The 22,307-nt window shown below is 58.2% G+C and carries 19 protein-coding genes; 13 read left to right on the top strand and 6 right to left on the bottom strand.

Annotation, left to right across the window (positions count from 1 at the left end; translation table 11 throughout):
• Positions 1-271: 271 nt before the first annotated feature.
• Positions 272-565 (bottom strand): hypothetical protein, encoded by a 294-nt coding sequence (locus tag CJU81_RS00235; protein ID WP_095035046.1) that lies wholly within the window; start codon positions 563-565, stop codon positions 272-274.
• 115 nt (positions 566-680) lie between these two features.
• On the opposite strand from CJU81_RS00235, the gene pbpC reads away from it, so the two are divergent.
• The 3 genes from pbpC to CJU81_RS00215 all read left to right on the top strand — a co-directional run bounded on the left by pbpC (position 681) and on the right by CJU81_RS00215 (position 6,825).
• Complete coding sequence (pbpC, locus tag CJU81_RS00230) at positions 681-2,993, top strand: peptidoglycan glycosyltransferase PbpC (RefSeq protein ID WP_176464772.1); 2,313 nt, start codon at positions 681-683, stop codon at positions 2,991-2,993.
• A gap of 321 nt (positions 2,994-3,314) precedes the next feature.
• On the top strand, positions 3,315-4,949 hold the full coding sequence (locus tag CJU81_RS00220; RefSeq protein WP_176464771.1) for a collagen-like triple helix repeat-containing protein: 1,635 nt from the start codon (positions 3,315-3,317) through the stop codon (positions 4,947-4,949).
• 193 nt (positions 4,950-5,142) lie between these two features.
• The gene (locus CJU81_RS00215; RefSeq protein WP_095035044.1) at positions 5,143-6,825 is read left to right on the top strand and encodes a ShlB/FhaC/HecB family hemolysin secretion/activation protein; all 1,683 of its coding nucleotides are present in this window, start codon (positions 5,143-5,145) and stop codon (positions 6,823-6,825) included.
• Between the two features lie 60 nt (positions 6,826-6,885).
• Here CJU81_RS00215 and CJU81_RS00210 read toward each other — a convergent pair whose 3' ends face one another.
• Both CJU81_RS00210 and CJU81_RS00205 read right to left on the bottom strand, forming a co-directional pair.
• Positions 6,886-7,299 (bottom strand): response regulator, encoded by a 414-nt coding sequence (locus tag CJU81_RS00210; protein WP_095035043.1) that lies wholly within the window; start codon positions 7,297-7,299, stop codon positions 6,886-6,888.
• Positions 7,300-7,327: 28 nt separating this feature from the next.
• Positions 7,328-7,564 carry a Flp family type IVb pilin gene (locus CJU81_RS00205; protein WP_095035042.1) on the bottom strand — a complete coding sequence of 79 codons (237 nt, stop codon included), beginning with the start codon at positions 7,562-7,564 and terminating at the stop codon, positions 7,328-7,330.
• 333 nt (positions 7,565-7,897) lie between these two features.
• On the opposite strand from CJU81_RS00205, the gene cpaB reads away from it, so the two are divergent.
• From cpaB to CJU81_RS00165, 8 genes are read left to right on the top strand one after another with little or no spacing between them, the layout of a single operon-like run.
• A complete protein-coding gene (gene cpaB, locus CJU81_RS00200) occupies positions 7,898-8,827 on the top strand; it encodes a Flp pilus assembly protein CpaB (protein WP_016783552.1) in 930 nt (309 codons plus the stop codon).
• A 36-nt stretch (positions 8,828-8,863) separates the two neighbouring features.
• Positions 8,864-10,090: a type II and III secretion system protein family protein gene (locus tag CJU81_RS00195; RefSeq protein ID WP_095035041.1), complete on the top strand. Its 1,227-nt coding sequence runs from the start codon at positions 8,864-8,866 to the stop codon at positions 10,088-10,090.
• Positions 10,087-11,292, top strand: coding sequence for a pilus assembly protein (locus CJU81_RS00190; RefSeq protein WP_095035040.1), 1,206 nt, complete (start codon positions 10,087-10,089; stop codon positions 11,290-11,292). Before CJU81_RS00195 ends, CJU81_RS00190 begins: the two co-directional genes overlap by 4 nt.
• On the top strand, positions 11,289-12,563 hold the full coding sequence (locus CJU81_RS00185; protein ID WP_095035039.1) for a CpaF family protein: 1,275 nt from the start codon (positions 11,289-11,291) through the stop codon (positions 12,561-12,563). Before CJU81_RS00190 ends, CJU81_RS00185 begins: the two co-directional genes overlap by 4 nt.
• 10 nt (positions 12,564-12,573) lie before the next feature.
• Positions 12,574-13,458, top strand: a complete 885-nt coding sequence (locus tag CJU81_RS00180; RefSeq protein WP_095035038.1) for a type II secretion system F family protein — start codon at positions 12,574-12,576, stop codon at positions 13,456-13,458.
• Position 13,459: 1 nt separating this feature from the next.
• Positions 13,460-14,344, top strand: coding sequence for a type II secretion system F family protein (locus CJU81_RS00175; protein ID WP_095035037.1), 885 nt, complete (start codon positions 13,460-13,462; stop codon positions 14,342-14,344).
• 14 nt (positions 14,345-14,358) lie between these two features.
• The gene (locus CJU81_RS00170) at positions 14,359-15,048 is read left to right on the top strand and encodes a tetratricopeptide repeat protein (protein WP_095035362.1); all 690 of its coding nucleotides are present in this window, start codon (positions 14,359-14,361) and stop codon (positions 15,046-15,048) included.
• Positions 15,049-15,065: 17 nt separating this feature from the next.
• Positions 15,066-15,332, top strand: a complete 267-nt coding sequence (locus CJU81_RS00165; RefSeq protein ID WP_095035036.1) for a DUF3613 domain-containing protein — start codon at positions 15,066-15,068, stop codon at positions 15,330-15,332.
• Between the two features lie 73 nt (positions 15,333-15,405).
• Here the strand turns inward: CJU81_RS00165 and CJU81_RS00160 are convergent, their stop codons facing one another.
• Positions 15,406-16,188 (bottom strand): response regulator transcription factor, encoded by a 783-nt coding sequence (locus CJU81_RS00160; protein WP_095035035.1) that lies wholly within the window; start codon positions 16,186-16,188, stop codon positions 15,406-15,408.
• A gap of 117 nt (positions 16,189-16,305) precedes the next feature.
• Positions 16,306-16,779 carry a prepilin peptidase gene (locus CJU81_RS00155; protein WP_095035034.1) on the bottom strand — a complete coding sequence of 158 codons (474 nt, stop codon included), beginning with the start codon at positions 16,777-16,779 and terminating at the stop codon, positions 16,306-16,308.
• 71 nt (positions 16,780-16,850) lie between these two features.
• Here CJU81_RS00155 and CJU81_RS00150 point away from each other — a divergent pair, with 71 nt between their 5' ends.
• On the top strand, positions 16,851-17,291 hold the full coding sequence (locus CJU81_RS00150; RefSeq protein ID WP_095035033.1) for a TadE/TadG family type IV pilus assembly protein: 441 nt from the start codon (positions 16,851-16,853) through the stop codon (positions 17,289-17,291).
• Positions 17,278-20,022 carry a PAS domain-containing sensor histidine kinase gene (locus CJU81_RS00145; protein ID WP_095035361.1) on the top strand — a complete coding sequence of 915 codons (2,745 nt, stop codon included), beginning with the start codon at positions 17,278-17,280 and terminating at the stop codon, positions 20,020-20,022. The genes CJU81_RS00150 and CJU81_RS00145 overlap by 14 nt, the downstream gene beginning before the upstream one ends.
• 128 nt (positions 20,023-20,150) lie before the next feature.
• On the opposite strand, the gene CJU81_RS00140 is transcribed toward CJU81_RS00145, so the two are convergent.
• Positions 20,151-22,121 carry a pilus assembly protein TadG-related protein gene (locus CJU81_RS00140; RefSeq protein ID WP_095035032.1) on the bottom strand — a complete coding sequence of 657 codons (1,971 nt, stop codon included), beginning with the start codon at positions 22,119-22,121 and terminating at the stop codon, positions 20,151-20,153.
• Positions 22,122-22,307 lie beyond the last annotated feature (186 nt).

Genomic DNA, 22,307 nt, shown 5'->3' with positions numbered 1-22,307 from the left:
GTGGCGCGGCAGGACGCCGCGCCAGCCGCGATGGGCCATGGATGGCCCGTCGCGGCGTGCCCCCATAACAGTGCCGGAGAGAGGGCACCGGCGAGCCTAGGCGAGGTGGCCGTATGGTAGGGCGAGGACTTTTTGGTTCCTTTTTGGTCCTTCAAAAAGGTACTCGCCGTAAGGGCGAAACCGATATTTCAGTTAACCGCAGATGCCGGATATGTACCCGGTACGCCAGTTAACCCGCAAGTAACCCGCAAGCCCGTCAGTAGGCAAGAGGTCAACTGATGATCCAGCTCAAAATCCACAACCCCAGCACCAGCCAGATCACACCGCCGATGATCGAGGCACGGATAAAGGCGCGCACGGCGTTGTACAAGAACAGCAGACCGATGATCAGCACTGCAATGCTGACGATTGAAGTGTCCATGCCCAGCGCCCGGGCCATACCGTCGACAAAGTTGCTGCCCGCCTCGGTGATGGTACCGAACAAGCCGTTCAGGGTCTCGACGATAAAACGCACCAGCGTGCCCAGCCACAGGCCAAGATTTCCGATAAAACTTTCGACGTGCATGGTCATGTTCCGATGAGTAAGGTGGCCACTGTGCCAGATATATACATTAGGCATCCATCCATCGCGCAAGTTGCGTAGCGAGTAAGTTTCAGTGGGGCCAGGGATCAAAAAAATATTGGGTTGGACGGCAGGCGGCTTGCTGGCGCTGTGTGCGTTGCTGTGGCTGGCTGACAGGATCTGGCCGCTGCCGTTGCCCAAGGATGATCAGGCTCGCGTTGTCCTGGCCGAAGACGGCACACCACTGTGGCGCTTTGCCGATGCCAACGGTGTGTGGCGCTACCCTGTGCATATCGACGACGTGTCGCCGCTGTACCTGGATGCCTTGCTGACCTACGAGGACCGCTGGTTCTTTCAACACCCTGGGGTCAACCCGCTGGCGCTGGGCCGTGCGGCCTGGCAAAACCTTAGCGGTGGGCGGGTGTTATCAGGCGGCAGCACGTTGTCGATGCAGGTTGCACGCCTGCTCGATCCCCATGAGCGGACGATGCCTGGCAAGTTGCGTCAGCTATGGCGCACCGCTCAGTTGGAATGGCATCTGAGCAAGCCGCAGATTCTTGAGCTGTACCTCAATCGCGCGCCGTTTGGCGGTACCCTGCAGGGTGTTGCTGCGGCCAGTTGGGCTTATCTGGGCAAGTCGCCGCAGCAGCTCACCCGTTCCGAGGCAGCCTTGCTCGCCGTGTTGCCGCAAGCGCCGAGCCGCTTGCGCCCAGACCGTCACCCGCAACGCGCACAAGTGGCTCGGGACAAGGTGCTGCGCCGGTTGGCGGAGTACCAGGTATGGCCGCAGCCGGCAGTCAGTGAGGCGCTGCAAGAGCCGCTATTGCTGGCACCGCGCCTTGAACCGAGCCTGGCACCCTTGCTGGCGCGACGTCTTAACCGCCCCGGCAGCCCGCCACTGATCCGTACCATGATCGATGCCAGTTTGCAGCGTCGCCTCGAAGACTTGCTGCTGGGCTGGCGCGCCCGTTTGCCCGATCACACCTCGGCGGCCATTGTGGTGGTCGAAACCGAAAACATGGCCGTGCGCGCCTATCTGGGTTCGGTGGACATCAACGATGCCCGTCGCTTCGGACATGTCGACATGATCACGGCCATGCGCTCACCCGGCTCGACACTCAAGCCGTTCCTGTACGGCATGGCGCTGGATGCCGGCTTGATTCACTCCGAATCGCTGCTGCAGGACGTGCCTCGACGATATGGCGACTACCGGCCGGGCAACTTTTCCCAAGGCTTCAGCGGGCCGGTGTCTGCCAGTGCCGCGCTGGTCACTTCGCTCAATCTGCCAGCGGTGCAGTTGCTCGAAGCCTACGGGCCAAAGCGCTTCGCTGCCGATATGCGCAACGGTGGCGTGCCCTTGAGTCTGCCAGCACTGGCCGAGCCCAATCTGGCGCTGATTCTGGGCGGTGCCGGCAGCCGTCTGGAAGATCTGGTCAGCGGCTACAGTGCCCTGGCACGTGAAGGGCGCAGTGCCAATCTGCGCCTGCAACCCGATGACGAATTGCGCGAGCGGCGCATGCTGTCGCCTGGGGCTGCGTGGGTGATACGACGTATCCTCAGCGGGCAGGCGCGGCCTGACCGCGACCCCACCGCCGAGTTGGTGCAGCGCCCGCAACTGGCCTGGAAAACCGGCACCAGTTATGGCTTTCGCGATGCTCTGGCGATCGGCGTGGGGCCGCGTTACCTGATAGGCGTGTGGATCGGTCGCCCGGATGGCACCCCCGTGCCGGGGCAGTTTGGTCTGGCGTCAGCGGCCCCCTTGATGCTGCAAGTCCACGACGTGTTGAGCAACCGCGACAGCCAGCGCGGCATTGTCGCGCCGGTGCAGGCGGTACCGCGCAGCGTCGGCGTGGCTGCGATTTGCTGGCCGTTGGGCCAGCCCATGAACAAGGACGACCCCAATTGCCGTCGTCAGCGTTTTGCCTGGACCCTGGATCACACCACGCCGCCGACCTTGCTGGCGGCGGATCAGCCGTTGGGTGTGGGCCTGCGCGAAACGATCCGGGTCAACCCGCAAGGTTTACGCGTTGGCCCGCAATGCGCCGACGGGCAACAACGTGAAGTGGCACTGTGGCCTGCCCCCCTTGAACCCTGGCTGCCTCGGGTCGAGCGGCGTGACGCACGAATGCCCGCTGCGTCAACGCAATGCCCGCCGCCGCCCTTGAATACCCTGACCCCACTGTCGATTGTCGGCGTGCGTGACGGCGACCGCCTGCGCCGTCCTGCTGCCAGCCAGGCAGTGCTGCGCCTGGCGCTATCAGCCCTGGGTGGTGACGGCCGGCGCTGGTGGTTTATCAACGGCGCGCCGATAGGCGATAGTGCGCAACCAGAGACATTCAATACCATCCTGGAACAACCGGGACTTTATGAACTGAGTGTGCTCGACGAAAGTGGGCAAACCGCCAGGGTTGAATTCAGTGTGGTGGAGTAATCCTCTCTTTGCGATTGTTTTACCCACTTAATATCAACTTAAAATCCGTCAATTATGCTTATACCTAAAGTAGGGGTGCAGGGGGGCGGTGTTTTTTCGAGTAAGTAATAGCATTGATATACAAGGCTTTTTAGCAGGCACTTAAAGCCAAAGTATTAATCCTCAAGAGGGGGTGGAGTCGGTGTATATAAGGGGTTAATACCAAGTTGTGAATTGTTTGATCAGCCCCGCGGCGTTGTTATGTACCCAACGGACGAACGTATCCCCGACACAGAGCGGAGAACTTCGAACTCAGGCGTAACAGGTGCAAGGGACTTAATCATGAACACTCAACTTTTTCTGAAAACCAGTACAGCTCTCCTCTTGGTCATGACTGTCAGCCTGGCAGGCTGCAGCGGCGGCGGTGGTGGCCACAAGAGCTATGTAGCCAGCAGTGATACCGGTACTGACGCGGGCACAGGTGGCGGCACTGATGGCGGTACAGGCGGTGGCACTGACGGTGGTACAGGTGGTGGAACCGGTGGCGGCACTGACGGCGGTACAGGTGGCGGAACCGGTGGCGGCACTGACGGCGGTACAGGTGGTGGAACCGGTGGTGGCACTGGCGGCGGTACAGGTGGCGGCACTGGTGGCGGTACAGGTGGTGGAACCGGTGGTGGCACTGGTGGCGGTACAGGTGGCGGCACTGGCGGTGGTACTGGCGGCGGCACAGGCGGTGGCACTGGTGGCGGTACGGGTGCAGGTACCACGCCTCTGGTCACAGGCCAGGTTGTCGGTCAGGTCGGCACCGCCCTTGGCGGCGTGGGCACCACGGTCAGCGGGGTTGGCAGCACCCTGAGCGGCGTGCCAGTGGTCGGCACCGTGGCGGGCGGCCTGGTGACTAATACCGGCAATGCCGTGACCTCCGTAACTGACGGCATTACCGGTGGCCTGGGCTCGCTGGGTACCGACAAGAACTCCCTCGGCCTGACTGTCGGTGGTGTCACCAATGCGGTCAGTGATGTAGGCAAAGGCGTTTCGTCAGTGGGTACCGGTCTGAGCACCGTACTGGACAACACCCCGATCAGCCAGATTCCGCTGGTGGGTGGCGTGGTCGGCAAGGTGACTGATACCACAGGCGGGCTGGTCAACAAAGTGGGCACCACGGTGACCATGATCGGCAACACTCTGACCACCGACGTGAGCAGTGGCAAGCTGGGCGCATTGACCGGCGGCGTGAATGACAAGGTGCTGGTACCGGTGATTTCCCTGGTTGAGAACGTCACGGGCAAAGTCGGCACCACCACAGGCTTGGGGGCACCGGTGGACGGCTTGCTGAACAAAGTGGGCGGCACCGTGAGCGGCCTCGGCGACAAGGTGACAGCTACCGGCGGTACCAACCCGGTGACTTCCCTGGTCGGTGGCGTGCTGACCGGTGTGGGCGGCGCGGTTGACAATGCTGGCGGCTACGTGAATCCGGCAGCGGGCTCCACAGGCAGCGGTACTGGCACCGGGACGGGGCTGGGTGGTCTGCTGGGCGGGCTCGGTGTGGGCGCAAGCGCCGGGGCAGGTGCTGGTGTTGGTGCCGGAGCCGGGGCTGGTACAGGCGGTGTGAGTGCAGGTGCAGGGGCCGGTGTGGGCGCTGGTGTAGGCGCCGGGGTCGGTGGTCTGCTGGGCGGTCTGGGTGTGGGGGCAAGCGCTGGCGGCAGTGCCGGGGCAGGTGCTGGCACTACTGAAGCCGGTGCAGGTGCAGGTGCAGGTGCAGTCGGGGGGGTAGGGGGTGTCGTCGGTGGCGTAGTCGGTGGTCTTGGCGGCTTGCTGGGTGTCAAAGTGGATTCAGGCAACAACACTGCGGGTACAACAGTGGGAGCAGCGGGCGGGGCAGCGGGCGGCGCAGCAGCAGGTGCTGGTACCACTGGTCTGGGTGGGGTGCTTGGCGGCGTGGTTGGCGGGCTGGGCAACCTGGGCAAGAAATAACTGAAGAATATTGCACCTGGCCGGTTCGACGGCCTTACCTACAGCGCCTACGCTTGGTTGGGACGAGAGATTCAGATGAGTCTCTCGTCTTTTTTCATGTGCAGGTTGTAGGACTGATGCTCGGGCCGCTTCGCAAAGCATTCTAAAAAAGAAGCCCCTCGTTATGCCGCCGTAGTTGAACATGGAGTGTCCTATGCGTAATTGCGTTCCCTTTCTGTTGTTGGCTCTGGCCCCGTATGCGGGGGCCGAGACCCTTCCTCGTTTCCTCAACAGTAATGACAGCATGCAAACCCTGCCCACGCCCAACTTGCCGGCGGATGCCTATCGCCCTGCGGCGCCTGCGCTGGAGCTACCCAAGCCGGCGGCTGCGCAACCCCGGCCATTGGAAATGGGCACCCGTCTGACGATTCGCAAGTTGCAGATCGAAGGTGGCACGATCTATCCGTTGCCTGAGCTGGGGGCGGTGTACAAACCGCTGCTGGGCCATGAAATCACCCTGGCCGAACTGATCGAGGCCACGCGCAAGATCACCAAGCGATACCAGGACGATGGCTATTTATTGTCCTATGCGTTTTTGCCCCAGCAGAACTTCGACCAGGGGCTGGTGCGTGTGGTGCTGGTCGAAGGCTATATCAGCGAGTACAAGGTTGACGGCGATATCGGGCGGGTCAAAGGGTTTGTGGATGAGTTGGTAGACAAGCTCAAGGGCGAACGCCCGCTTACCCGTAAAACCTTCAACCGTTACAGCACGCTGCTAAGCCGTATTCCCGGGGTCACCCTGGAGGCACAAGTACCGCCGCCGGGCACCACGGATGGCGCTTCGACGCTGAGTATCAGCGCCAGCCGCAAACCGTTCACCACCAGCATGAGCCTGGTTGAAGGCAACCGCAGCAGTACCCAGGCGCTGCTCTCGGCCAGCAGCAACTCGCAAACGGCCATGGCCGAACAGTTGACCTTGAGCGGTCTGTTTCCGCCGGGCAATGACAAGGAGCACTACTACCGTCTCGATTACAGCCAGTACCTCAACGCGGAAGGTACGCAATTGAGCCTGTACGGTTCCAGTTATCGCAGTGATCCGAGCACCAGTATCTTTACCAGCGACGGCTTTGAACTTAAACCTCATCGCGAGAATGACCGCTTCTCGATCGGTATCAGCCATCCGCTGATTGCTGCCCCGGATCAATGGCTCAGCGCAGCGGCGCGGTTGTACGGGGTCAATGACAAGACTGACTACGAGATCGTCGGCTACGGGCAGACCATCAGTGACAAAACCAACGTGCGGGCACTGGCGTTTGAGGGCGACTGGCGCAAGTCCGATGCCAAACAACTGCGTATCGTCAGTGCCGGCTTGTACCAGGGCATAGATGGCATGGGTGCCAAGAGCGAGACCAACCTGACCGGCACGCAGTACGATCTGGACTTCTTCCGTTTGCGCTTGTCGGGCGTGCAGAGCAATGGCTACTTCGACAACTGGCAGGGGGTGATTTCGGGTGCTCTTTACTGGAGCGATGACACCCTGCCTGACAGCGAGCGGGCGGTATTTGGCGGGCAGAACTTCGGTCGTGGCTATCCTGATGATCAGGCTTCGGGGGACAAGGGCTGGGGGGCGGCATACGAGCTTAATTACAGTTTCAATCGCGACGGTGAGTGGGTCAAGTTGCTGCAACCCTATGCCGTCCTGGACAGGGCCAAAGTCTGGTACAACCAGTTGCCGTTAAAAGGTTCGGATATGTCTTCGGCAGCACTGGGCTTGCGTTTTGGTGACAAGCGCTATTACAACGTTGCCCTGGAAGTTGCCAAACCCATGTCGGATATAGCACTGGACAGTTTTAACCGTCGGCCGCGTTATACCTTGAGTTTTAGTTATCAGTTGTAGTCAGTGACAGTAAAAGCCCGCCTCCATAAGTTAGGGGGGCGGGCTTTTACATTATGGGGGTCACGTTCTGGCCAGGTGTAATTGTGTGGGCTTCGGGAAGAGGTTTTCGAGGGTGTCGAGCAGGCGCACGTGGTAGATGGGTTTGCGAAAAAGGTCCAGCACCTGCAGGCGCAGAAGATCGCTGACATCGTCCATATCGGCGTGCCCGGAAATGACTATCACCGGCAAATGCTGACGCGAGGTGTGCTCGCGCAGGCGCTTGATCAGCGCCATACCGCTCTCTTCCGGCATGCGCAGGTCGGTGATGACCAGCGCAATATCCGGATGTTGGGTCAACTGCGAAAGGGCGAGTTTGACTGATGTTGCCGTGTAGCAACAAAAGCCCTCGCCCTCCAGCAGCTCAGCCAACTCCAGCAGTGCGTCCTCTTCGTCATCCACCAGAAGTAGTTGTTGGCGTGGTGGGGAGAGGGGCATGTTTTAAGCTCATGTTGGTTAGTTAAGTTTAACCGCCAGTTGCTGCCACAGGTTTGTTTAGGCCGGTTGTTATAGTAGTGAAAATAGTTGTTACTGCTTCCTGTACTTTAGGTGATAGCCCAGCAATAACCACCGCCACCATCGCCGCAATAATTGCGTATTCGATACCCGAAGCACCTTCAGTCCGTTTTGCAAACAACCTGGCCTGGCGCGATAAAAATACCTGGGCAGGTACATACACTTTCAGAACAGTATTTAACATCATCTGACTTCTCCTTAGTGCGCCGGGTCGGGCACTGCGTAACTTGGGCGCAGGGTGGTTTCCATCTGCAAGCACAGCATTGGCAATAAATGACTTTCTCACAACTGTATCATTGGACTAATCACAAAGTATTAATCCAAATGAGTGTTTAAAAAATGTGTGTCAAATCAAACTATTCACAATTGATTAGAGATTTTTTAGTTCGCTAATGGCATTTTGCTTTACCTGAGCTATTTTTAAATAGCGATTGGTTGCAAACGCATTAAAGGTTCATAGCTACCTGATTGTGAATGGGTTTTTTAGTCTGCAGTGCGCAGTGATAAAGGGAGTTTGTGCATGAACAATCGACGCAGTCTGATACTGGCCGCCATTTTGTTTGTCGGGGCAATTGCCGCCGGATACTGGGGGCTGGTATTGAGTCGACAGCAGCCGGTTGCCGAAGTTCCGGTGGCTCAGTCTGTAGAGCAAGGTGTAGCGGCAGTTGAAGACAAAACCCGCCAGGCGGTTGTGGTACTGGTGCGCGATGTCCCCCCGAATGTGGCCTTGACGGCCGATGATCTGACCCTGGAAAAACTCCGTACCGCACCTGCTGGCAGCCTGACTGCCATCGATCAGGCGGTGGGGCGTACCCCGTGGCGCAGCCTGAGTGCAGGTACCTGGCTCAGTGAGCAAAGTTTTGAAATGGGCGGGCCGCTGGCCCGCATGATTCGCCCGGATGAGCGCGCACTGGGGGTCATGATTGACGAGGTGTCCGCTGCGGGTGGGCAGCTCAGCCCCGGCGATTACGTCGATATCCTGCTGTTCTTGCGTCAGGACAGTGGCAATCCACAGCAGTCGGCCCAGGTGGTATTGCCGGCAGTACGAGTGCTGAGTGTGGGCGGCGAGCTGGGCTTGACCAGCGATGGCAAGTTGGCGAGCCAGCCGAAAAACGCCGAAGAAGCGCTCAAGCAAGAGCAAAGCCGTATCAATGCGCGCTCCGCCGTTCTGGCGGTTCCTGAACTTCTTCTCAATCAACTGATGCTCGCGACCCAGGCAGGCACCCTGCGTCTGGCCGTGCGCAGTGCCGACGAGCAACGTTTGAGCAAATATTGGGCGGGTGAGCAGGAATCTGCGACTAATCTTGAGAATGCCAAGCGCAGTCTTTATCAATTTAACCAGTTAGCTATGGCCAGTCCGGCAAGAGTGCCAGTCAGCAGCAATCCCGCTGTCGCCCCTCGGGTGCGCGGTATTGAAGTGATCCGCGGCAATCAAACGGCTCAGCAGTAGGCCCAATAAAAATCCTTATCTACAAGGAAAACCAATATGAGCCACCGTTGCGCTCCACTTTATAAACGTGCTGTCTGGACGCTGCTGCTGAGCAGCTTGCCCCTGCAAATGGCCTTGGCCGCAGGCGAGAATTGCGCGGCATTCAACGCGTTGCCCTCAGTACTGGAAGTGGCCCAGGGGGCCCAGAAGGCCATGGGTTTTCCGGTGAATATTTCGCGCATTGCCGTGGGCGACCCCACCATTGCCGATATTCGTTCCAATGGTCCAAATGCCTTTTTGCTCACCGGTATTGCCTCGGGCACCACCAGCCTGATGGTCTGGAGTGCCTGTTCGAAAGAGCCGCACCAGACCATGTTGTTCGTCAAGGGCAAGGCCGCTTCGGGGTTGACCGGTACGGCATTGCCGCCTTCCGAAGACCCGACCTTGCCGGTGCAGGTGCAAACCGATATCCGGTTTGTCGAAGTCAGCCGTACCAAACTGCAGGAAGCTAGTACTTCGATCTTCGGCATGGGCAGCAACTTCCTGTTCGGCTCGCCGGGCTCATTCCTCAGCACCGCTGAAGGGATCATCACCGGTGGTCCGGTGGCCAATGCCAAGTATTTCAATATCGGTTTTGGCGGCGGCAAGGTGAAGGCCATGATCAACGCCCTGGAAGGCAGCGGTTTTGCCTACACCCTGGCGCGTCCCAGCCTGGTGGCCATGAGCGGGCAGAGTGCAACCTTTCTGGCCGGCGGTGAAGTGCCGATCCCGGTGCCCAGCAGCGGCAGCGATAACGTATCGATCGAGTACAAGGAGTTCGGTATCCGCCTCACGCTGACCCCGACCGTGGTGGGTCGTGATCGCATCATGCTCAAGGTGGCCCCCGAAGTCAGTGAGCTGGACTACACCAATGCGGTCAATATCGCCGGCACCCTGGTCCCGGGCCTGACGGTTCGCCGCACCGATACCAGCATCTCCCTGGCCGATGGCGAAAGCTTTGTGATCAGTGGCTTGATCAGTTCGCGCAACAGCTCCCAGGTCAACAAATTCCCGGGGCTGGGCGACATTCCGATTCTTGGCGCTTTTTTTCGCGACTCCAATATCAGTCGTGAAGAGAAAGAACTGTTGATGATCGTCACGCCGCATCTGGTTCAGCCACTGGCTGCCAATGCGCCTCTGCCGACGATGCCCGGGGAGCAATTGCGCAATTACGACCCTAACTGGTATCGCCTGTATTTCCTGGAGAACGGCAAATTCAATAGCCGCAGCGGGTTATCTCAATGAGCCAAAGCCTAAGCCAGACATTTCTCGCGCTGACGCGCAACAACACCGATCTTGAGTGGCTGCAGGGAGCATTAGCGCCGTTGGGTCAAGTGGTGGGTGCAGGTACAAGTAGCCTGGATGAACTGCTGGCCCTGGTTGATGTGACGTTTGCCGGCCTGATTTTTGTGGGCCTGGATCGGGACAAGGTGGTTAACCAGTGCGCGCTGATCGAAGGCGCGCTGGAAGCCAAGCCCATGCTGGCCATCGTTGCCCTGGGCGACGGTATGGATAACCAGCTGGTGCTCAATGCCATGCGCGCCGGGGCGAGGGATTTTGTCGCCTACGGTTCGCGGTCCAGTGAAGTAGCCGGGCTGGTACGGCGCCTGAGCAAGCGCCTGCCCCCCGTGGCACCCAATGCCCAGTTGGGTGGACTGAGCGTGCTGCTCAGTGCGCAATGCAATGCCGATGGTGCATTGCTGGCCAGCCACCTGGGGCTGGTGGTGCAGAAGATGGAACAAAAAACCCTGTTTCTGGACCTGGGCGTGCCCCGTGGCGATGGCCTGGCCGTGCTGGGCCTGGAAAGCTCGTTCTTCTTCGGTGATGCCCTGCGCCATTTGCGACGCCTGGACAGCACCCTGATTGACAGTGCCTTCACCGCCGCGCCGGACGGTCTGCGGGTGCTGGCCCACGGCGACGGCGATGGGCCGCTTGAGCAAACCAGTGCGGCGGAGCTGTATATGTTGCTCAGTGCCCTGCGTCAGCACTTCCGGCATATTGTGGTCAACCTCACCGGTCAGCCCGACAGTGAAGCCCTGCGCACCTTTGCCACCCATTGCGACAGCCTGCTGTGGTACACCGACCAAAGCGTGCTCGATTGCCGTCGCAACCTCGACGTGCTCAGCCGCTGGCGGGCCAAGGGCATGAAGTTCGAGCATACGGGCTTGTTGATTGATCGCTACATGAGTGGCGTTGCCCCCAATGCCGATGCCCTGGGTAAAAGCTTTGGCCTGCCGGTGATGGCGACACTCCCTCCCAGCCCTGAGTTGCGCATCAATGCCAAGAACCAGGCCACCACCCTGTTTGACCTGGCCCCGCGGGAAGCCCTGAGCCAGGCCCTGAAAAAACTCGGTGAGCGGCTGGTCTTGCGTTCACAGGTGCCTGAACAAGCAACTTCCAAATCGGGCAACTGGCTGAACCTGAACCGCCTGTGGGGGGCCAAATGAGCAATGATCAGCTGTTTGGCTCAGGTCTGTACAAGGACGGTCGTGCGGACCATGACGGCCTGAAACTGGTGCTGCACCGCTATATCATCGATGCCATCGAAGAGACCGGGAAAAATCTGCTGGAAGGCTCCCGCGTATCGTTGGCCCAGTTTGTTACCGAGCGGGTGGCCGAGTATGTGTCGCGCCTGCATCTGGCTATTTCCCGCTATGAGATGGAGCGACTGGCCGAAGAGATCGTCGACGAACTGACCGGTTTCGGCCCCCTCGAGGTGCTGCTGCGCGACCCGGCCGTGACTGAAATTCTGGTCAACGGCCCCCATCGGGTGTTTGTCGAGCGCGAGGGGCGGCTCAGCCAGAGCGACTTGCGCTTTATCGACGATCATCACGTTGAGCGGGTGATGCAGCGCATTCTGGCACCGCTGGGTCGGCGTCTGGATGAGTCCTCGCCGATGGTCGATGCACGTCTGCCCGATGGCAGCCGGGTCAACGCGATCATTCCGCCCATTGCCCTGGATGGCCCGTGCCTGTCGATCCGGAAATTTCGCAAGGACATGCTGCAAAGCAGCGACCTGGTCGCCATGCAGACCATCGACCAGGCGATCTATGAATTCTTTCAGGATGCGGTGGGCAAGCGCTGCAATATCCTGATCAGCGGCGGTACCGGTACCGGTAAAACCACGCTGCTCAATATTCTCAGCCAGTTGATCAACCCCCATGAACGTCTGGTCACCATCGAAGACGTGGCCGAATTGCAGTTGGGCCATCCCCATGTGGTTCGCCTGGAAACCCGCCCGCCCAATGCCGAAGGGCATGGCGAGGTGAAATCCAGCGACCTGATCCGCAACGCCCTGCGGATGCGCCCGGATCGCATCATCCTCGGCGAGATCCGTGGTGTGGAAGTGCTCGATGTATTGACCGCGATGAACACCGGTCATGATGGTTCCATGAGCACCGTGCACGCCAACACGGCACAGGATGCTCTGCTGCGTCTGGAAACCCTGGTGGGTTTGACCGGGCGTACGGTGGCGGAGAAAACCCTGCGCCAGATGATCTGCGCCGCACTGGACGTGATTATCCAGCTGACGCGCATGCCCGATGGTCGCCGTTGCGTCAGTGAAGTGCTGGAAGTGGTGGGGGTGCGTGACGATGTGTATGTGACCAACACCCTGTTCCGCCTCGACAAGCGCACTGGCTTTGGTTTTATGCGCGAAGCCTTGAACCCGGCAAGCGACAAGTTGCGTCGTGATCCCGTCCTGAACGCCCACGGCTGAGGCACTGCTTATGAGTCCTGTCGTACTGCTTTTTATATTCAGCTTTTTGATAGCCCTGTTTTCGCTAAGTCTGGTGTATAGGGTTTTGACTGACTCGACGACCGATCGTGTTTTGGAGCGTCTGGGTGAAGGCCAGCCGCAGTTGATGGAGAAAATCCAGGGCGTGGCTTGGCTCGACAGGGCTTTTTTGCAGGCAGGTCTGGGTCGTCCCTCAGAGCGCCTGGGCTTGTGGCTGTCGCTATGGGCCGTCGCGGTGACAGTGGCGGGCCTGATCGGTGGCTGGGTGTTCTTCCTCGCGTTGCTGGTGCTGCCACCGGTGCTGGTCAAGCTGTTTGTCAGCTGGCGCTACCACCGCCGGGTTCGGCGCATGGTTGAGCAACTGCCATTATTGCTCGACCACTGTGTGCGCAGCCTCAAGGCCGGGCGCACCCTGGCCGATGCGGTGTTGACCGCGATCGAGGCGTCCAGTGACCCGCTCAAGAGCAGCATCAGCCGGGTGTCGCGCAACGTGCAGATGGGGGTGAGTCTGCCCGAAGCTGTGAGCGATTTTGCCGAACTGTATGAACGTGACGAGTTTCGCATGTTTGCCCTGGGCCTGAAGGTCAACCATCGCTACGGCGGCAACGCCAGTGAGCTGCTGGAGAACCTGATCGTGCTGATCCGCGAACGGGAACAGGGCGCGCGCAAGTTGCGGGCCATGACCGGTGAAACCCGGATGACGGCGCTGGTCTTGGGCGCGTTGCCGGTGTTTGTGGTGGGGTTCTTTATGGTGACCAACCCCAGCTACATGCTCAAGATGTGGCAGGACGGCGGAGGGCAGCAGATGCTTCTGACCGCAATGGCCATGCAGATAGTTGGCAGTGTGGCGCTGTGGCGCATGGTACGGAGCGTATGACATGGCCTTTTTGATTTGTGTGGTGTTGCTCCTGGGCGCCATGGCGCTGTTGATCAATAACGTGGTCCAGGACCGCATGAGCCAGCAACGGGTCATGCAACGCCTGGAAGGTGACAAGACCGGGCCCGGCAAGCTCAGCCTGTGGATGCGGGCGGTGGGCAACAGCAAGTTTGGCCAGCGCTCGGTGTCGATGGACAGTGAAACCCAGACCCTGCTCAACCGCATCGGCTGGCGTACCGCCAGCCAGCGTTCGCTGTTTGCCGCCTTTCAGATCGGCACCCCGATCGCCTTGGCCGGGCTGGTGTTTTTGGGCCATGAGCTGTTTTTCCCGCGTTCGGGCAATCTGCTGGTGGTGATGCTGTTCTCCCTGGCTTTGGGCTATCTGCTCCCCAAGCGATTGTTGGCCTATGCTGCAAAAAGGCGCCAACAGGAAGTGGCGATCGAAGTTTCAACCTTTATCCCGTTGCTGCGCATTCTGTTTGAGTCGGGTATGGCAGTTGAACAGGCGTTGCGGGTGTTGAGCCAGGAAGCGCGGCACTTGCTGCCGGTGCTCACCGGTGAGTTGCGTGTGGTCCTGGCCCGGGTCGACTCGGGGCTGGAGTTGAACCAGGAACTGAGCAAAACCGCGAGTCTGCTGGATGTGGACGAGTTCAATGACACCTGCGTGATTCTGCAGCAATTGATTCAGCAGGGTGGTGGCGCGATGAAGTCATTGCAGGCACTCAAGGAGCTGCTGGATGACCGTCGTCTGACCCGCATGGAGGAATACATCTCCAAAATGTCCGCCAAAATGTCGGTAGTGATGATGGTGTTTCTGTTCCCCGCTTTGATGATCGTCTTGGCCGGGCCGAGTTTTGTCGCTATCTCGCGAGCCTTTCTCTCTTGACCAGGGGTATGAACATGAAAGCTGTCATCGTCGTATGCGGGCTGCTGATGCTGGGCGGCTGTGCGACTGGAGGTCAGAGTAACCCGCCGTGGATGGCCATGGGCGGCAGTTGCACCAAGTTGAGTGGTGACCAGGAGCTGTCACTGAACCTGGCCGATGATATGGCCAAGGAAGGCAAGCTGCACGCCAGCCTGGCCAACCTGCAAAACCTGCCTGAGAAATCTGCTCAGGTACAACTGCGCAAGGCGCGGATCTATCGCCAGTTGGGCCGCGATGAGGCTGGGCCGCTGTACCAGGGGCTTTTGGGCTCGTGCCTGGCCGCTGAAGGTGAACATGGTCTGGGCCAGCTGGCATCGGGGCACGGCGATAACGCTCAGGCGATCACCCACCTGGAGCGTGCGGCACAAATGGCGCCGACCGATGCCAAGATCCGTAATGACCTGGGCGTGGTTTATCTCAATCAACGGCGGGTTGATGAGGCTCGGTTCGAGTTTTTGACCGCGCTTGAGCTCAAACAGGACGAATCTCCGGCGGCATTGAATCTGGTGACCTTGCTGATTTATCAGGATCAGTGGAAGCAGGCTGCAGAACTGGTAACCCGCGCCGGTTTAACCCCCGAACAGGTGAGTGATGCCCAGTACCGGGCACAAGCGCTGAAGGCTCAAGCCAAGGTCGCCAGCAATCAGGTGGCTGTCGTCAAATAACGCGTTGGAGGTTTGCCATGACTTTATCGATTCGTGTGGGGGTGCTGCTGGCCCTGATGCCGCTGGGTGCGCTGGCTATCGAGCCTGGCCCTACGCCAAAAAACCAGCAGCAAACCGAGAACTGGCTGCAGTTGCAAGTGAGCGGCAGCGTCCAGTCGCCCATCCGCCAAACGGCCACTCCGGCGGAGCGTGAGCTCAGCCTGCAGCGTTGGCTGGACAGCTATAAACATGAGATTCCGGAATACTACAAACAGGATGAGGGCGGCAAAGCCAAGAAGGAGTAAGTGCGCTGCTATCGCGGGCAAGCCTGTGATCCACAGGTGTTGCCAGCGATTGTGACGGTACGCCAGTAAGCCGTTAGTGCGCAGTTTGCCGGTGGGCGGCGGCGTTTGGCGACAGGGCAAGAGCCAGCTGGGTGCGGTTGTTCATATGGGTCAGGCGCAGCACTTGCGACACATAGAGCTTGACCGTGTTTTCGGTGATGCCCAGGTCACAGGCGATCTGGTAGTTGGTCTGGCCCTTGCTCACCAGCTTGGCGACGTCCAGCTGGCGCGGCGACAGCTGTTTGAAAATGGTCGGGATCTGTTGCCAGTGGCCTTCGCCTGATTCCTGACTGTTCAAGGGATGAGTGGCGGCTTGCGGAGGGCGCCGGGCGGATTCCATGTCCTGGTACAGGTCATCGATGGACTCGGCCAGGTACTGCAATTTCTGGTTCAGGTGGCCCAACTGATCGCTCTTGTGGCGTTCACGCAAAATGGCTTCCTGACGCTGGATGCCCTCGAGCAGCTCATTGAGGTCAACCGGCTTTTGATAGTAGTCGGCGATGCCAATGCGCAGAGCCTTGATCACATCCTGTTTATCGGCGCGACCGGTCAACAGGATGCTTTCAAAGGCCCGGTGTTTACCGGCCAGCTTTTGCAGCTGCTGGGTCAGCTCGATGCCGCTCATGTCGGGCATATGCAGGTCACACAGCACCAGGCCGATCTGTGGATCGGCGACAAACGCATCAATGGCTTCACGGGTTGTATTGCAAGGCACGCAACGGTAGCCACTGCTTTCAAGGAATTCGCACAGTTCTTCGACAATCAAGGGTTGATCGTCGACCACGAGCACTTTTATTAGGGGGTTGGACGTGTTCACGCGGTTCTCCTTCCTGGTAAACCAATCAGGGACATCTTGGTCCACTTACTTGTGGCGATTGAGTTAAACGTAGACCTACTTTACGACTATGTACAAGGTATTAATCCCTCGTAATGGCTAGCGAAGCAGGGCCATTGTCAGGGTAAAACCTCCGAACAGGAAGGGTGCAAAGGGAAGCTTTTTTGACTCTGGAACACATTTGGCAAATGAGTGTGTGTTAACTCGTTGATTTATTGACGGCAGAATTTTTGACGCGATAAACCACCAGATGCCACTACAGATGCCAGCACCGATAACGGTCCCCAGAATTGTCGGACGATCGGTTGCCAGCGCCAGGGCCATCAACAGCTTTACGTCGCCGGCGCCAAGCTTTTTCAGGGCATAACCGGGCAGAGTCAGTACCAGTGCGATCAACAGTGCCCAGCCACCTTCGGCTGCGCTTGCCCCGAGCCAGGTGTGACCGGTCCACAGCATGTACAGAAAAGCCAGTGCTGCGCCACCAGCGGTCAGGAGGTTGGAAATATGGCGCTGGAGCAGGTCTTGAATGGAGCACGCCACAAACCACAGCAACACAACAGCTAACTGGATCACGTAAAGAGCCTCCGTTTTTTACCAATGATTCTATGATGATATTACTGTCGACAGTCAGGGTAGACGCAGTCATGAAAACAAGTCTTGGCAAAAAGCAGAAGGGCGCGGCGGCGATTGAGTTCGCTTTGGTGTTTTTGATTTTTTTTACGGTGCTCTACGGCGTTGTCAGCTATAGCTTCCCGCTGTTGCTGGTGCAGTCATTCAACAACGCGACGGCCGAGGCAGTGCGCCGTGGCATGGCGGTGGATCCTAATGCGAGCGACTACGAGGTTGCGCTGAAAAAGGAGGTTGGGGATGTATTGGCCAAGAAGCTGGAGTGGGTACCCACTGCGGTGCGCGCTGGTCTGAGCATGAAGCCGAAATATGAAGATGGCATACTGAGTGCCACTGTCACTCTGCAGACCGATAACTTGAAGTCGATCATGCCGGTGCTCAAATTGGGAGCCATCAAGGTGCCTGATCTGCCGGCGCAACTGCAAGCAGTGTCGAGTGTTCAACTTGCCAACAAGTGAAGGGCTGTTCGGGCGCTTGTTGGGACGGACCGACGAGCGTTTGCCTGAATCTACCGATCCGCAATCACGCACCCATGCGGGTATCCGGCTGATGCTTGATCAGCAGGGGCACGTCATTGAGATTCACGGCCTGCAACGCTACGGCCTGGCCCGCGGCAGCGGCGATGGCTCGCCGCGCCTGCTGCTGAGCTATCTGGTGCCGGGCAGTACGCTGGCCCTTGAAGGTGTACCGGCAGACTGGGTTGGCCATAGCCTTGACCTGGACTTCCAGTGCGCGGGGCTGCGCGTGGTGCATACCCGGGGTTGGGTTCAGCCACAGGGCGACGGCTGGCTTTTGCAGTTGCTGGATATCAGCGACCTGCGCCTGGGTAGCGAGCAGGCCCGTAGCCGCGAGCGCTGCACGCAACTGATTCTGGGGCTGGCCGGGCAATTGCGTCAGTGCAGCGTGCTGCGCTTGCCCGAGGTGATGCACGAAGCACTGCGCAGCGTCGCCCAGCATGGGCGTGTGCCGTGCATGGCCCTGGCGTTGCGCGAAGACCCGCAGGCTTCCTGGTATATGCACAGCACTTATCACGCCTTTGATGCGCCGCAATTGTGGCTGCCCGAGCAAAACCTGGGCAGCCTGCTCGACCCGCTGGAGGGCACCTCGCCCCAGCGGGTCGAGCGCGACGGCAACCCGCGGTTAAACGATTTGTTTGGCAATGCCGATGGTGTGCTGGTGCCCTACAGCGACCAGCAAGGCTTGTGTGCCTGGTTGATGCTGGGGTTTTACCCGGCGTCCCTGCACGGGCCGCAAATGAGTGAAAGCGACTGGATGCAGGTGTGCGCCGCCCTGGCCGCGCCGCTGCTGGACCGTTTGCGTGAGCAGCAGCATCTGCAGCAAAGCGAGCGCATGGAGGCCCTGCAAGGCTTGCTGGGCACCGGCTGGTGGGAATGGTCGAGCACCAGCGAACTGCTGGAACTGGCTCCGCAACTGGCGATAAACCTGGACGCAGTGGCCGAGCCGCAGGCCATGACCCGTCAGGCATGGCTGGCGTTGTTTCACCCGGCTGATCGGGATGAGCTCAGCGGTCGCTTCAATGAACTGCTGGAACATGGCAAAGAATTATTGCTGTTTGCCCGGGTGCATCAACCCCAGAGCACAGAGCCTGCCCGCTGGTACCGGATCCAGGGCCAGGTGCTGGGCAGCGGCACCCGGCGGCGCATTGTGGGTTTTATGCTGGACGTCAGCGATATCAAGAACCAGCAGCAACAAGTTGCGGCTGCCCATGCGCGGCTGGACAACCTGATCGCCAGCTCCCCGGCGGTGATTTATGTACAGCGCTATGTTGAAGGCGCGCTGGTACCGGCGTTTTTCAGTGACAGCCTCAAGCCCTTGCTGGGCTGGACGCTCGAAGAATGCACCAGCGAAACCCTGATCGAGTGGGTCCACCCTGACGACCTCGAACAGTTTTTTGGCCGTACACGGCAGTTGCTGCGCGAAGGCAGCGCCCGCAACCGTTATCGCCTGCGCGATCGGCGCGGTGATTATCACTGGTTGCTGGATGAAGCCAAGCTGTTGCGTAATGACCTGGGTTTGCCGGTAGAAGTGGTTGGCTTGTGGCTGGATATCACCGAGGCCACCGAAGCGGCCGAGCGGGTCAAAAACAGCGAGGAACGCTACCGGATTTTGGTTGAAGACTCACCTGCCATGATCTGCCGTTACCTGCCCGACCTGACCCTGACCTTCGGCAACCAGCCGTTGGCCAGCTACCTGGAATGCACCACTGCGCAACTGCCGGGCATCAACCTGAGCAGTTGGTTATCCACAGAGCAGCGCGAGGCCTTTGTGCAGCGTATTGCCAGCTTGACCCCCCAGGCGCCGGTCAGCACGGCGGAAATCAGCCTGCAACTGCCGGGTCGTGAATATGCCTGGTGGGTATGGTCGGACCGGGGCATTTTCGACGACCAGGGCAACTTGCTTGAAGTGCAGGCCGTGGGCCGCGACAACACTGAAGTGCGCCGTTCGCAGCAGCAACTGACCCATAGCGCGAAAATGGCCACCCTGGGCGAAATGGCCACGGGGCTGGCGCATGAAATCAACCAGCCGCTGAACGTGATGCGCATGGCTGTGGTCAACGTGCTCAAGCGCCTGAGCAATGGCGATGCGCAGATTGACTATTTGCAAGACAAACTCAGCCGTATCGACGGGCAAATCCAGCGTGCGGCGCGGGTGGTAGACCACTTGCGGGTGTTTGGCCGGCGTTCCGAAATCGAACAGCAAGTGTTCAACCCGGCGCAGGCCATGGAAGGCTCCGTAGCTTTGCTCGGCGAAGGTTTGAAGGGCAAGGGCGTGCAATTGCGCAGTGAGGGCCAGGCTTGTGCTGTGCAGGTGCGCGGCCATGTTGATCAGTTGGAGCAAGTGTTGATCAATCTGATGGTCAATGCCCGTGATGCACTGATGAGCAAGCGTGAAACTGACCGCGACTTTGAGCCCTGGATAGCCCTGAGTGTTGAGTCCGATGCGCAGAGTGTGCGCCTGTGGGTGGATGACAATGCGGGTGGCATCGACCCGCGGCTGCTGGAGCGGATCTTCGAACCGTTCTTCACCACCAAGCCCATTGGCCTGGGCACCGGTCTGGGGTTGTCTGTGAGTTACGGCATTATCGACAATATGGGCGGGCGGTTGAGTGTCAGCAATAGCGAGCATGGGGCGCGGTTTTGTGTGGAGTTGCCGGTGGTTGCAGCCTGAATTCAGCGTTCCACCCTTCATGTGGGAGCGGGCTTGCTCGCGATTGCATCACCTCGGTATATCAGATGTACCGAGGTGCCTGAATCGCGAGCAAGACCGCTCCCACAAGGTATTGCACTCCCTTTAGGTCAAAGCACCAGCTGGGCGCGGCCGCCCTGGTTGCAGGAGAGGTTGGCGCCGACTTCTGCGACAGCAACATTCACGCCCAATGCTTTTAATAACGTGTTGAGAATTGGGTTGACTAAAGAGGCTAAAACATTATTTAAGGCCGTAACTATATTCGTGTTGAGCGTTGTTATAAAACTTGCGACCGCTTGAAGTAGAGTGTTAGTGACTGATTTTCCAGCGGGTGGAGTATATGAGGTCGTTATGATGCTATCCGGAGGACTTCCAATGGATAGGACATTGGCGTTCGAGCCAAAGGTTTGGTAGTAAGTAAGCTGGTTGATGTTCTGAAGTTGGGGGGAGTTGTATGTTAGGCTTTTGGTGGTTTGCCCTATATTTGTTTGGACTTTTAAATTAAAGCTGCCACCATCGCCGATGCCTATTTTGCAACCACCAAGCCCTAGTGCTGCGCATGTTTTGAGATTGATATTTAAGAGCTTCACTGGTGTGATAGTGAAACTGTTGGTTTGTGTGTCTATTGGTGGAAAAAAACCCGTTTGAGGAGAGGCTCCGATACTCACTTTGGCGACAGCAGTGTTAGCTTGGGCGGTCAAGCTTTTTGACGTATTACTGGTGCATCGGTAGTCCGTAACATAGCTGTTAGCGCTGGCAACCTCTATGTAGATACTTATGTCATTAACTAGAGTTATGGCATTGACGGACTCGCAGCTAAGTATGCATTTGACAGCGCCTACTAAATTTAACTCGAGAAGTTTTCCGACAATGCTCGTGACGGTTGACACAATATCAGTAAGCAGGCTTATGAGAGGTTGTAAGGCATCGAGTACGGAGAGGCCTATCTGTACTCGTGTTTGTACTTGTGCTGTACGGACCGATATCTGATTAGGCCCTGTTGGGTTATTGTTTATTAGTGCGGGGTTGCCAATTGCAGAAAGCTGAGGTGGTTGGATGATTTTGGTGTAGACGTTAATGTTAGCGATTTTGAAAGGGTCGATTTGCAAGTTGACAGTTGCGCCACTTTGCTGGCCCGAAAGCTGGACTATGCCTTGTAGTAGATCGAAGATTCTCAAGTTTGTATCAAGGCCGGCATTGGGTGTTCCACTTTGGATGTTGATTAAGTCCCCTATTTTTAATAACTTGGCAGGGTCAACGATCGCACTTATTGCTGCGAGGCTATTGGCTGCCACATCAGCAGTGGGTCCGTTTCTTCGCAGTACTGTAATGGCTGCATCCAGAAGTTGTTTGATTTCGATGTCTGTTTTTAATAGTTGTTCATAATTTGCAATTTTTGTGTTCAGTGAAATCAGCTGATTGAAGTAGCTTAGTAAATTTATATTTGTATCCACTAGTCCCTGCCAGGACACTGCGCCTGCTGTTATTGAACCCCCCAGAAATCCGCCGACAAGTTTGTCCAGAATAAGAGATTGAGTACTGTCGATGGTTAGTAGCGAACTGCGAATAGTCAACTGCGCCAGCGGTGAGCCAGATTTGGCCCCCACCGCAGTCGCCTGTAATTTCGTATTAAATTCAAACGTACCTTTAGACAAAGCACTCCACAATCCCCCGGCCACGCTGGTAGGCACGGTGGTCTTGGCGACAACCTGGATAACATCCCCGGATTTGTCGATGCTCGGCTCGAAGACACGTATTTTCTTCTCGTTTGTAGTCAGGGTTCCGCACGTTGGAGTTATACTTTGCAGCCCGATGGGCGTAAAGCTGTTACGTATGGCGCTCTCTTCTGTGTAGCTCTTGGCAGTACCGAGTTTACAATTGCCTCCCCGACTAACCACCTCCAGCGCAGCCATATCCGCCACCCGCTGCAATTTTCGCTGCTCCAGATACAGGCGCCCGCTGTCGACCACCAGCAGCATAAACAGCAGCACCATGCCCAGGGTCACGGCAGCCATCAGGCCGATTGCGCCATGCTGTTGCCGGGGACCATTGAAACCCATACCGCGTAGTTGGGGAGACATCGAGCACTCCTGATGCTGGAACAGTGCCCAGCGCTAACTCTCCAAAGTTCAAGCGAGTGTAGACAAGAAGTGAGCAGTGCGCTGGCCAGTTGCCAGTTTTTATAAGCGCGATGTGAACGATCAATCAAAAAAACAGTGTAAAAACTAACTTGCTCACGAAAGTATTAATACCAACTTACTTATATA

It is taken from the genome of Pseudomonas fragi, from assembly GCF_002269505.1.
In the GTDB taxonomy this organism is placed as follows: domain Bacteria; phylum Pseudomonadota; class Gammaproteobacteria; order Pseudomonadales; family Pseudomonadaceae; genus Aquipseudomonas; species Aquipseudomonas fragi_D.
This window is presented reverse-complemented; position numbering and strand designations above follow the sequence as displayed.